The following is an 11,973-nucleotide window of genomic DNA, read 5'->3' as shown; positions in this document are numbered from 1 at the left end:
GGGCTCAGCGAGCGTCGGGCTCCTCGTCGCCCAGCAGCACGACCAGGGCCTCCCGCGAGGTGATGCCGAGCTTGCGGTAGACCCGCGACAGGTGCCACTCCACGCCCTTGACGCTGACGCCGAGCTCGGCCGCGATCTGGCGGTTGGTCAGCGCGTTCGAGGCGAGCTTGGCGACGCGCTGCTCGGCAGGAGTGAGTACGTCGAGAGCCCGGCCCGCCAGCGGCCGTGCCGCCTCGCCGACCCTGGCCAGCAACGCCACCACGCGGGCGTGCAGAGGCCACAGGCCCTCCTCGCCGGCGTAGGTCTCCGCGCTGCGCAGCATCGGCACGATCTCCGGTCCGGTGGCGCCGGGGGAGAGGATCGTGAGCGCGGCGACGTCGGTGTCGAGCTGGGCGGCGAGCCGCTGGCTGCCCGACAGGCCGGCCAGCTGCTGCGCGCGCCGGAGCATGCCGAGCGGGTCGCGGCTGGTGTCGGCGGTGGCCAGGGCGCGCAACCCGTGCGCGAGCGTGAAGGGGTCCTGGGTCTCCTCGGCGCGAGCGACGTGTTCGCGGGCGAGCTCGGCGCCCTCGCGGCGGCGCCCGGTCCGCACCAGGGCCGGTACGGCGCCGACCCACCACGGCCGGAGCAGGGTCTCGCCGGCACCCGGGAGCGCCCCAGCTGCCAGGAAGTGGTCACGCGCGACCGCATGGTCGCCGTACGCCGCGGCGGCGTCGCCGCTGGCGAGCTCGGCGGCCAGCTCCTCCACCTCGCCGCTCAGCGCGGTGAGCGGTCCGAGGTGCCCGGTCGCGGCGGCGACCTCGCCGGCGGCCAGGTCGAGCTCGACCTGGAGCAGGGCGGTGAGCGCGAGTTGCGGGGAGGTGAGCGTGGCCGCGGTCTCGGGTCGCTGCAGCCGGTGCAGCTCGTCGACGGCGAGACGGATCCGGCCGGCGCGCGCGAGCGACCAGGCGGGGGCGACCGGTCCGGCGAACGTCGGCGGGGTCGCGTGCGGCGGTGGCGCCGTAGGCCTCGTCGGGTCGGTCATCGACACAGTGTTCACCCTGGCACGCCGGCCCCGGCGCGGGGGCCGGTTTGGTCTAAAACAGCAGGCCGCATCCCGGCAGCCCCGGCGCACGCGCACCTCATCGGAACTGCCACACCAGCAGCTCGGTCGGGACGGCCGCGGTGACCTCGATCGGGGCCTGCCCGTCCTCCCCGTCGATCACGAACGCATCGCCCTGCGAGAGCGGCTCCGCGAGCGAGGAGCGCAGCAGCGCCCCGGTGGCGACGTACACGTGGCGCAGGGTCGCGGGCGGGACGCTGACGCTCTCACCGGCGGCCAGGCGGGCGACCGAGAAGGTCGCCCCGTCGGTCGGGCGCAGCACCTCGCACAGCCGGCCGGGCACGATGGCGGCCTCGGCCGTCGCGTACGCCGGAGTCCGACCCGGCTCGTCCGGTGTCAGCCAGACCTGCACGAACCGCGTCTGGGGTGCGGCCGCGAGCTCACTGTGCGACACCCCGGTGCCAGCGGTGAGGTGGCCGACGGTGCCGGGCGTGACGGTGGCCGACGAGCCGAGGGTGTCCTCGTGGACGACGGAGCCGCTGATCACCCACGTGACGATCTCGAGCTCCTCGTGCCGGTGGCTGGTGAAGCCCTGGCCGCGACCCAGGAGGTGCTCGTCGTGGCACACGATCGGCCCCAGCCGCAGCCGGTCCGGGTCGTAGTTCTCGCCGAAGGAGAGCGCGTGCCAGGTGGCTCTTGCGCCGACGCGCTCCATGAATCGGGTGTTTCCTCGGCGGATCTCGACCGTCACAGGGAAGATTGTGCCTGTGGTTGCACCTCAGCTCCCAGCGGGCTTCCGGTTCGGGACCGTCGCGGCGGCGTACCAGGTCGAGGGCGCCGTCGCCGAGGACGGGCGCGGCGCCAGCATCTGGGACACCTTCGCGCGTCGCCCGGGCGCGATCCTGGACGGCAGCGACGCGGCGTCGGCCTGCGACAGCTACCACCGCTACCCGGAGGACGTCGCCCTGCTGCGTCGCCTGGGAGTGGGTGCTCACCGGTTCTCCTTCCCCTGGACGCGCTTCCAGGCCGCGGGCCGCGGGCCGTTGAACCCGAAGGCCGTCGACCACTACGACCGCTACCTCGACGCCTTGCTCGACGCCGGCATCTCTCCGGTCGCCACCCTCTACTTCCACGACCTCCCGCAGGCGCTGGAGGACGACGGCGGCTGGCTCAACCGGGCCACCATCGAGGCCTTCGCGACGTACGCCGCGCTTCTCGGCGAGCGGTTCGCGGACAGGGTCGCCTCGTGGGTGCCGATCCAGGAGCCGAACGCAGTCGCCTATCTGGGCTATGGCACCGGCCGATGGGCGCCGGGGCGGGACCTGGTCTTCGGGTCGGCCGCGGCAGCGCACACCCTGCTGGTCGCCCATGGCCGCGCGGTGATCGCGCTGCGTGAGGCCGGAGCGCACGACATCGGCTGTGCCAACAACCACTCCCCGATGTGGCCGGCCTCCGACGACCCGGCCGACGTCGGCGCGACCAAGCTGATCGACACGCTGTGGAACGGGCTGTTCCTGGAGTCGATGCTGCTCGGCCGCTACCCGGTGGACCTGCTGCCGCTCGCCGAGGAGATTGTCGAGGAGGGCGACCTCGCCACCATCCGGCAGCCCCTCGACTTCTACGGCGTGAACTTCTACCACCCCTGGCGCGTGGCCGCGGTCGCCGAGGACAGCGAGAGCGAGCTGCCGTTCCAGATGACACCGCTGCTCGGCTACCCGACCACGGACATGGACTGGCCGGTGGTGCCTTCGGCACTACGCGAGTGGCTGGTCCTGACCCGCGCGCGCTTCCGTGCCGCGCTTCCGCCGTTCGTGATCACCGAGAACGGTGCGTCCTACGGGATGGGACCCGACCAGCACGGCGTGGTCGACGACCAGCCCCGGATCGACTTCCTCGCCGGTCACCTCGAGGCGGTCGCGGAAGCATGCCGCCGCGGTGTCGACGTCCGTGGCTACTACGTCGGCCACCTGCTCGACGGCTGGGACTGGGACGAGGGCTTCCGGCAGCGCTACGGGCTGGTCCACGTCGATCATGCCAGCGGCGCTCGCACGCCGAAGCGCTCGTTCGACTGGTACGCCGGGGTGATCGCGGCTCAGGAGCACCACCTGCTGGGGTAGTCCGGGGCGGAAATCAGCCTTACCGATCGGTAGCCCCTGATTTGCGCCCCGGACTATCCCAGCGCCAGCTTCGCACCCGTCGCCTTGATCTGGTCCAGGTCCCCGGGCTCGGGGATCCACGGCAGCTGCAGCCGGTCGCGGGACTTGTCGGCGTACCGCGGGATGACATGCAGGTGGAAGTGGAAGACGGTCTGCCAGGCGTGCTCACCGCGGTTGTTGAGCAGGTTCACGCCGTCCGCGCCGAGCACCTCGGTGACCCGGCGGGCGAGCCGCTGGCCGGTCAGCAAGACGGCGTTGAGGTCGTCCGCTCCGATCTCCAAGATGTCCTTGGAGTGCCGCTTCGGCACCACGACGAGGTGGCCCTCGGAAGCCGGCGAGATGTCCATGAACGCATAGGTCAGCTCGTCCTCGTAGACCTTCGTCGAGGGGATGTCACCGGCCACGATCGCGCAGAAGAGGCAGTCCACGCGTTCGAGACTATCGGCACGGGTCGTCGAGCCCGTCGAGGCGCCTCGAGCGCCTCGTGCAACGATCCGCTCAGAGCGCGGCGGCGACCCGGGTGCCCTGCTCGATCGCCCGCTTGGCGTCCAGCTCCGCGGCCACGTCGGCGCCGCCGATCAGGTGCCAGCCGGCCCGCTCCACCCACAGATCGCGCACCGACTCCTGGCCGGCGCACAGCACCACGGTGTCGACGCTCAGCGTCTGCGGCTCGCCGTCGACCCGGTAGCGCACCACCAGCCCGCCCTCGGGTCCGGCTTCGATCCCCTCGTACGCCGCGCCACTCACCATCCGCACTGCCTCCTGCTTGAGGCGAGCGCGGTGAGCCCAGCCGGAGGTCTTCCCCAGCCCGATGCCGATCGGGGTGGTCTTGCGCTGCAGCAGGGTCACGTGGCGCGCCGGAGTGCGCGGTGCCGGCTCGACCAGCCCGCCACGGTGGTACGCCGGGTCGCCGACGCCCCAGTGCTCCATCCACTCGTCGAGCGTCTCCGGGTGCTCCTGGGTGAGCCAGGTGGAGACGTCGACACCGATGCCACCGGCACCGATGACCGCGACCCGCTGGCCGGGGTCGACCCGGCCGGAGAGCACGTCGGCGTAGGACACCACGCCGGGAAGGTCGACTCCGTCGAGGCTGGGGACGCGGGGCGCGACACCGGTGGCCACGATGACGTCGTCGTACTGCTGGAGGTCGGCGAGGGTCGCCTCGGTCTTGAGCCGTACGTCGACGCCGAGCACCTCCAACCGACGGCCGAAGTAGCGCAGGGTGTCGGTGAAGTCCTCTTTGCCGGGCACCGCCATCGCGAGCCGGAACTGGCCGCCGATCTCCTCGCCCTTCTCGAACAGCGTCACCTCCAGGCCGCGCTCGGCGGCCGAGACCGCGGCCGAGAGCCCGGCCGGACCGGCGCCGACGACCGCGACCCGCTTCCTGGTCCGGACCGGCGAGAGCACCAGCGTCGTCTCGCGGCAGGCGCGCGGGTTGACCAGGCAGGATGCCGCCTTGTTGCTGAAGGCGTGGTCGAGACAGGCCTGGTTGCAGCCGATGCAGGTGTTGATCTCATCGGCGCGGTCCTGCGCCGCCTTGGCGACGAACTCCGGGTCGGCGAGCAGCGGCCGCGCCATCGAGACCAGGTCGGCCTTGCCCTCGGCGATCGCTGCGTCGGCCAGCTCGGGGGTGTTGATCCGGTTGGAGGCGCAGACCGGCACGCTGACCTCCGAGCGCAGCCGCGCCGTGAAGTCGAGCCAGGCGCCGCGCGGGACCTGGGTGATGATCGTGGGCACACGGGCCTCGTGCCAGCCGATGCCGGTGTTGAGCACGCTCACACCGGCGTCCTGCAGCGCGTAGGCGAGGTCGATCGTCTCCTCCCAGGTCTGGCCGCCCTCGACGAGGTCGATGAGGGAGAGCCGGAACATGATCGGGAAGTCGGCGCCCACCAGCTCGCGCGCGCGGCGGACGATCTCGACCGGGAAGCGCTGCCGGTTGCTCGCCGTACCGCCCCAGCGGTCGGTGCGCTGGTTGGTCCGCTCGGCGAGGAACTGGTTGATCAGGTAGCCCTCCGACCCCATGATCTCGACCGCGTCGTAGCCGGCCTTGCGGGCCAGCGCGATGCTGCGGGCGAAGTCGCTGACGGTGCTCTCCACGCCCTTCGTGGACAGCGCGTGCGGCTTGAACGGGTTGATCGGTGCCTTGATCGCGCTGGCCGAGACCGACCACGGCACGTAGGCGTAGCGACCGGCGTGCAGCACCTGCAGTGCGATCGCGCCGCCCTCCTCGTGCACCGCGGCGGTCACCTCGCGGTGCCGGGCCGCGTGCAGGCGCGAGCTCATCTCGGCGGCCAGCGGCTTGAGCCAGCCGCGCTTGTTGGGTGCGTAGCCGCCGGTGACGATCAGGCCGACGCCGCCACGAGCGCGCTCGGCGAAGTAGGCGGACAGCCTCGGGATGTCCCGCACGTGGTCCTCCAGACCGGTGTGCATCGAGCCCATCACGACGCGGTTGCGCAGGGTGAGGTCGCCGATGGTGATCGGGGACAGCAGGTGGTCGTACGCCATGCGCAGAGGTTACTTGCTAGTAACTGAATCGGCGAGCGCGGTGTGTCGAACGGCGCAGGTGTAGAAGGGTGAGCGAATGGGTAGACATACTGCTCGCGCCGTACGATGCCGCCATGCGCCTGCGTTCCTCCGCTGCCCTCGTCGCCGTCGTGTTGACCGCCGCGAGCCTGGCCGCCTGCTCCGCCAAGAACAACTCCGCCTCCGACGCTGGTGACTCGCCGTCGGCCGGCGGCACGGCCAGCGCGAGCGCCGCCTCCTGCGCGCCCGCCGACCTGCACCTCTACGACGCGGGCAAGCTGACCATCGCGACGGACTCGCCGGCGTACGCGCCGTGGTTCAAGAAGAACGACCCGAGCAACGGTCAGGGCTTCGAGTCGGCGGTCGCCTACGCGGTGGCCAAGCAGCTCGGCTTCACCGCTGACCAGGTGAACTGGACCAAGGAGTCGTTCAACAGCTCCTACACGCCGGGCGCGAAGAAGTTCGACTTCGACATCAACCAGATCTCGATCACGCCCGACCGCGCCAAGGTGGTCACGTTCTCCGACGGCTACTACACCGCCGACCAGGCCGTGATCACGCTGGCGAAGAACAAGGACAAGGCCTCCAGCCTGGCCGGCCTGAAGGACCTCAAGCTCGGCGCCGAGACCGCGACGACGAGCCTGACCGCCATCCGCGACGACGTCCAGCCGAGCAGCCAGCCGCTGGTCTTCGACACCGACGACCAGGCGAAGCAGGCCCTGCTGCACGGCCAGATCGACGGTCTGGTCACCGACCTCCCGAGCGCCGACTACATCTCCAGCGAGATCAAGGGCAGCGTTGTCGCCGGCCGGTTCTCCAACAGTGAGCCGGAGGAGTTCGGCCTCCTCTTCGAGAAGAACAACCCGCTGGTGACCTGCGTCAACACGGCGCTCGCCACGTTGAAGTCCAACGGCACCCTCGACCAGCTCCAGCAGCAGTGGCTCGCCAACATGGAGAGCGTGCCGGTACTGAAGTGAGCACAGAGGCCGTCACGGGCCCTGACTCCGGCATGGGTCAGGGCTGGACCCCGAGCCCGCGCCAGGTCGAGCGTGCCCGCGTCGCCCGTGCGATGCGCGTACGCCGCGCCGTGCTGGCCACGGTCGTCACGATCGTGGTGCTCGGTGCCGTGCTCTCGGTCTTCCTGACCTCACCCGGCTGGCCGGCGTTCCGCAGCTACTTCCTGTCCTGGTCGGACTTCAAGGGTTCCTTCCCCTCGGTCAGCCGCGGCTTCTGGATGAACATCCGGATCTTCCTGGTCACCGAGCCGTGCGTGCTGGTACTGGCCTCGCTGGTCGCGGTGTGCCGCCAGTCCCGCTCACCGTGGCTGGCGCCGTTGCGGGTGGTGTCGGTGGTCTACACCGACCTGTTCCGCGGGGTGCCTTCGCTGCTGGTCATCGTGCTGATCGGCGTCGGCGTACCGGCCCTGCAGCTCAACGGCGTGCCGACGTCCCTGTTCTGGCTGGCCTGCATCGCGCTCACCCTCTGCTACGGCGCCTACGTCGCGGAGGTGCTGCGCGCCGGCATCCTGTCCGTGCATCCCACGCAGTGGTCCTCCGCCGAGGCACTCGGCCTCTCCCGGACCCAGGCGATGTGGCGGGTGGTCTTCCCGCAGGCCGTCCGCCGCGCGGTGCCGCCGCTGATGAACGACCTGGTCTCGCTGCAGAAGGACACCGCGCTCATCTCGGTGGTGGGCGTCTGGGAGGCCATGCGCGCCGCCAGTGACTGGCAGGGTTACCACTTCAACGGCACCTCGCTGTTCGTCGCCGCGATGTACTTCTTGATCGTGGCCGTGCCGCTGACCCGCCTGACCGACTGGCTGATGCTGCGCCAGATCCGACGGGAGCAGGGTCGATGAGTCAGACGGCGAACGGCTCGACGAGCGCGCTCCTGGAGGTGCAGAACCTCCGCAAGGCCTATGCCGACCGCGTCGTGCTGCACGACATCTCGCTCTCGGTCGCACCGCACGACGTGATCTGCCTGATCGGCGCATCCGGGTCGGGCAAGTCCACGCTGCTGCGCTGCCTCAACCTCCTGGAGGAGATCCAGGACGGCGTGATCGCCTTCGACGGCACGGAGATCTCCGACCCGCGCGTCGACCCCCGGACCGTACGCCGCGAGATCGGCATGGTGTTCCAGGCCTACAACCTCTTCCCGCACCTGACGGTGCTGGACAACTGCACACTCGCGCAGTCGCTGGTCCACAACGTGTCGAAGCGGGAGGCCCGGTCGCGCGCGCTGGAGCTGCTCGAGCGGTTCGGTCTGGGCGACAAGGCCGCGGCGTACCCGGATGCGCTCTCGGGTGGTCAGCAGCAGCGCGTCGCGCTGGTGCGGGCGCTGTGCACGCGGCCGCGGCTGCTGCTGCTCGACGAGATCACCGCGGCCTTGGACCCCGAGCTGGTCGGCGAGGTGCTGGAGATCGTGCGCGCCGAGGCGGCCGCCGGGATGACGATGATCCTGGCCACCCACGAGATGGCGTTCGCCCGCGAGGTCGCGACCTCTGTCTGCTTCCTGGACAAGGGCCGCATCCTCGAGCAGGGGCCGCCGGAGCAGCTCTTCGGCGACCCTCGCGAGGAGCGCACCCGCGAGTTCCTCGCCCGGGTGCTCTGACGCCTCGACAGGCTCGGCGTGCGGGTGCTCTGACGCCTCGACAGGCTCGGCGTGTGTAACGACGCCCCCGAGCTACGCCCCGCGAGCTTGTCGAGGGGTCCCAGGCTCACATGACAGCGGCCCCGCGGGATCACTCCCACGGGGCCACGGTCGATTCGACTCAGCGACGACGACGCAGCATGCGCTCCGCCGCAGACGTCAGGCGGAGAAGGACTCGCCCTTGGCCGCCATGTCGCGCAGGTACTGCGTCGGGCGCAGCTGCTCGCCGTAGGTGTCGGCCAGCTCGTCGGCGCGCTTGAGGAAGGCGTCGATGCCGATCGAGCCGTCAGCAGCCTCGTAGCCGGTGATGAACTGGGCCGCACCACCGGTCGCCGGCGGGAAGCCGATGCCGAAGATCGAGCCGATGTTCGCGTGCGCGGCCGAGGTGACCACGCCCTCCTCGAACGTCTTGGCGGTCTCGATCGCCTCGCGGAACAGGATGCGGTCCTTCATGTCCTGCAGGGAGTACTGCTCCTCGGCGATCGGGAACAGCCCGGACAGGCCTGACCAGAGCGAGCCTCGCTTGCCCTCGGCGTACTCGTAGAAGCCGGCGCCCTTGAGCTTGCTGGGCCGGCCCGCCTCGATCATCCGGCCACAGACGTGCTCGGTGACGGTCAGCTCGGTCTGACCGCTCGCGTCGCGGGTGGTCTTGGCGATCTTGACCATCAGCTCCATGTTGAGCTCGTCGGCGATCTGCAGCGGGCCGACCGGGTAGCCGGCCTGCGTGGTCGCACGCTCGATGGAGTAGGGGTGCTGGCCCTCGAGCAGGAGCGCGAGGCCCTCCTCGATCTGGGTCCCGATGACGCGCGAGGTGTAGAAGCCGCGCGAGTCGTTGGCGATCATCGGCGTCTTCTTGATCGCCAGGGTGACGTCGTACGCCTTGGCGAGCGCCTCGTCCGAGGTCTCCGCGCCACGGATGATCTCGACCAGCGGCATCTTGTCGACGGGCGAGAAGAAGTGCAGACCGATGAAGCGGCCGGCCGCGTCGGTGCCCTCGATGCCCTTGGCGAGCTCGGTGATCGGCAGCGTCGAGGTGTTGGAGCACAGCAGCGCACCCTCGGCGAGGAACGGGATGACCTCGTTGAAGACCTTCTGCTTCAGCGTGACGTCCTCGAAGACGGCCTCCACGACGATGTCGGCGCCCTGGGCGTCGGCGGGGTCGATGGTCGGGGTGATCCGGGCGAGGATCTCGTCGGCCTTCTCCTGGCTGAGCTTGCCGCGCGAGACGGCCTTCTCGTTGAGGCCGGCGGTGTAGGCCTTGCCCTTCTCGGCCGACTCGATCGCGACATCCTTGAGGACGACGTCGACGCCGGCGCGGGCCAGGACGTAGGCGATGCCGGCGCCCATCATGCCGGCGCCGAGGACGACGGCCTTGGTGGGCATGTACTTCTCGACACCGCTTGGGCGCAGGGCGCCGGAGTTGATCGAGCCGAGGTCGAAGAAGAACGCCTGGATCATGTTCTTCGCCTGCTGGCCGGTGACCAGCGAGACGAAGTAGCGCGACTCGATCCGCGACGCGGTGTCGAAGTCGACCTGGGCGCCCTCGACGGCGGCCGAGAGGATCGCCTTGGGGGCGCGCATGTCGCTCTGCTTGAGCTGCTTGCGCAGGATCGGCGCCAGTGCCGGCAGGAAGGCGGCCAACGACGGCGAGGACGGGCTGCCGCCGGGCAGCTTGAAGCCCGGCTTGTCCCAGGGCTGGGCGGCCTCCTCGGGGTTCGCCTTGATCCACGCCTTGGCGGCCGGGACGAGCTCGTCCTGGGTCGCGACCAGGTCGTTCACCAGGCCCTTGGCCTGCGCCGCGGCGGGCTTGAAGCGGGCGCCGGTGCCGAGGATCTCGGTCAGCGCGGTGATGATGCCGAACATCCGCACCGTGCGGGTCACGCCGCCGCCGCCCGGCAGCAGGCCGAGGGTGACCTCGGGCAGACCGATCTCGTAGCGGCCATCCACGGCGATGCGGTGGTTGGTGGCCAGCGCGATCTCAAGGCCGCCACCGAGGGCGGCACCGTTGATCGCGGCGACGACCGGCTTGGGGAAGGTCTCCAGCTTGCGCAAGGTGGCCTTGATGCCCTCGACCTCGGCGAAGATCTCCGCGGCGTGCTCGGGGCCCGCCGACATCATGTTCTTCAGGTCGCCGCCGGCGAAGAAGGTCTTCTTCGCGGAGGTGACCACCACGCCGCTGATCGTGTCCTGCTCCTCGTAGAGGCGCTCGACAGCGGCCTTCATCGAGCTCGCGTAGAGCTCGTTCATGGTGTTGGCGCTCTGGTTGGGGTCGTCCAGGGTCAGGGTGACGATGCCGTCGGCGTCGATGTCGTACTGGACGGCGTTCTGGTCAGTCATGTCTCTTCGTATGCCTATCCGTGATGTCAGACGAGCTCGACGATGGTCGCGATGCCCATGCCGCCGCCGACGCAGAGCGTGGCGAGACCGCGGCGCAGGCCGCGGCGCTGGAGTTCGTCGACGAGCGTGCCGAGGATGATCGCGCCGGTGGCGCCGAGCGGGTGGCCCATGGCGATGGCGCCGCCGTTGACGTTGGTGACGTCGTGGCTGATGTCCATGTCCCGCATGAACCGCATCGCGACGGCGGCGAAGGCCTCGTTGATCTCCCACAGGTCGATGTCGTCGGCGGTCAGGCCGGCCTTGGCGAGCGCCTTGCGGGCGGCCGGGGCGGGACCGGTCAGCATGATCGTCGGGTCGGCGCCCGAGACGGCGGCCGAGATGATCTTCGCGCGCGGGGTCAGGCCGAGCTCCTTGCCGACCTCCTCGCTGCCGATCAGCATCAGTGCCGAGCCGTCCACGATGCCCGAGCTGTTGCCGGCGTGGTGGACGTGGTCGATCTTCTCCAGCCAGTGGTACTTGGACAGCGCGACGTCGTCGAAGCCGGCCTCCTGACCGTGCTGGAGGAAGCTCGGCTTGAGGCCGGAGAGGCCCTCCACAGTGGTGCCGGGGCGCACCAGCTCGTCGCGGTCGAGCACGAGCTGCCCGTTCAGGTCAGCGACCGGGATGACCGCATCCTTGAAGTAGCCGGCCTCCCAGGCCGCCGCCGCGCGGGCGTGCGACTCCGCGGCGTAGGTGTCGACGTCGGTGCGGTTCCAGCCCTCGACGGTGGCGATCAGGTCCGCACCGATGCCCTGCGGCACGAAGTCGGTGGCGAGCGCGGTGGCCGGGTCCATCGCCCAGGCGCCGCCGTCGGAGCCCATCGGCACGCGGCTCATGGCCTCAACGCCGCCGGCGATGATCAGGTCCTCGAAGCCGCCGCGAACGCGGGACGCTGCCTGGTTGACCGCCTCGAGGCCGGAGGCGCAGAAGCGGTTGAGCTGGACGCCGGCGGTGGTCTCCGGCAGGCCGGCACGCAGCGCGGCGGCCTTGGCGATGTCACCACCTTGGTCGCCGAGCGGGCTGACGACGCCGAGGACGACGTCATCGATGCGCTCGACATCGAGCGAGGGGTTGCGCTTGCGCAACTCGTCGATCAGGCCGACGACCAGGTCGATGGGCTTGACCTCGTGCAGGGCGCCGGTCTTCTTGCCGCGACCACGCGGCGTACGCAGGTGGTCGTAGATGAATGCTTCTGCCATGAGTCGATTGTGACACCAATACTGTAAGCGTCAA

10 protein-coding genes are annotated in these 11,973 nt (G+C 70.3%); 4 read left to right on the top strand and 6 right to left on the bottom strand.

Going from position 1 to position 11,973, the window contains the following annotated elements; genetic code table 11:
• Positions 1-4: 4 nt before the first annotated feature.
• Complete coding sequence (locus H036_RS0103565; RefSeq protein WP_157416972.1) at positions 5-1,021, bottom strand: helix-turn-helix transcriptional regulator; 1,017 nt, start codon at positions 1,019-1,021, stop codon at positions 5-7.
• A gap of 97 nt (positions 1,022-1,118) precedes the next feature.
• Entirely contained in the window at positions 1,119-1,790 is a 672-nt protein-coding gene (locus tag H036_RS21725; RefSeq protein ID WP_017933401.1) for a pirin family protein, read from the bottom strand.
• A gap of 16 nt (positions 1,791-1,806) precedes the next feature.
• Between H036_RS21725 and H036_RS0103555 the strand changes: the two genes are divergently transcribed.
• On the top strand, positions 1,807-3,156 hold the full coding sequence (locus tag H036_RS0103555) for a glycoside hydrolase family 1 protein (protein WP_017933400.1): 1,350 nt from the start codon (positions 1,807-1,809) through the stop codon (positions 3,154-3,156).
• Positions 3,157-3,209: 53 nt separating this feature from the next.
• On the opposite strand, the gene H036_RS0103550 is transcribed toward H036_RS0103555, so the two are convergent.
• Positions 3,210-3,623, bottom strand: coding sequence for an HIT family protein (locus tag H036_RS0103550; protein ID WP_017933399.1), 414 nt, complete (start codon positions 3,621-3,623; stop codon positions 3,210-3,212).
• A 70-nt stretch (positions 3,624-3,693) separates the two neighbouring features.
• Positions 3,694-5,700: an NADPH-dependent 2,4-dienoyl-CoA reductase gene (locus tag H036_RS0103545; RefSeq protein ID WP_017933398.1), complete on the bottom strand. Its 2,007-nt coding sequence runs from the start codon at positions 5,698-5,700 to the stop codon at positions 3,694-3,696.
• A 113-nt stretch (positions 5,701-5,813) separates the two neighbouring features.
• Here H036_RS0103545 and H036_RS0103540 point away from each other — a divergent pair, with 113 nt between their 5' ends.
• From H036_RS0103540 to H036_RS0103530, 3 genes are read left to right on the top strand one after another with little or no spacing between them, the layout of a single operon-like run.
• A complete protein-coding gene (locus H036_RS0103540; protein WP_017933397.1) occupies positions 5,814-6,695 on the top strand; it encodes an ABC transporter substrate-binding protein in 882 nt (293 codons plus the stop codon).
• Entirely contained in the window at positions 6,692-7,573 is an 882-nt protein-coding gene (locus H036_RS0103535; RefSeq protein ID WP_017933396.1) for an amino acid ABC transporter permease, read from the top strand. The genes H036_RS0103540 and H036_RS0103535 overlap by 4 nt, the downstream gene beginning before the upstream one ends.
• The gene (locus H036_RS0103530; protein ID WP_017933395.1) at positions 7,570-8,325 is read left to right on the top strand and encodes an amino acid ABC transporter ATP-binding protein; all 756 of its coding nucleotides are present in this window, start codon (positions 7,570-7,572) and stop codon (positions 8,323-8,325) included. The genes H036_RS0103535 and H036_RS0103530 overlap by 4 nt, the downstream gene beginning before the upstream one ends.
• A 198-nt stretch (positions 8,326-8,523) precedes the next feature.
• On the opposite strand, the gene H036_RS0103525 is transcribed toward H036_RS0103530, so the two are convergent.
• A complete protein-coding gene (locus H036_RS0103525; RefSeq protein ID WP_017933394.1) occupies positions 8,524-10,701 on the bottom strand; it encodes a 3-hydroxyacyl-CoA dehydrogenase NAD-binding domain-containing protein in 2,178 nt (725 codons plus the stop codon).
• A 26-nt stretch (positions 10,702-10,727) separates the two neighbouring features.
• Positions 10,728-11,939 carry an acetyl-CoA C-acetyltransferase gene (locus H036_RS0103520; protein ID WP_017933393.1) on the bottom strand — a complete coding sequence of 404 codons (1,212 nt, stop codon included), beginning with the start codon at positions 11,937-11,939 and terminating at the stop codon, positions 10,728-10,730.
• Positions 11,940-11,973: the final 34 nt, after the last annotated feature.

This window comes from Nocardioides sp. Iso805N, from assembly GCF_000364605.1.
Classification (GTDB): domain Bacteria; phylum Actinomycetota; class Actinomycetes; order Propionibacteriales; family Nocardioidaceae; genus Nocardioides.
Note: the sequence above shows the minus strand (reverse complement) of the source record. Positions and strands in the feature narration are given on the sequence as shown.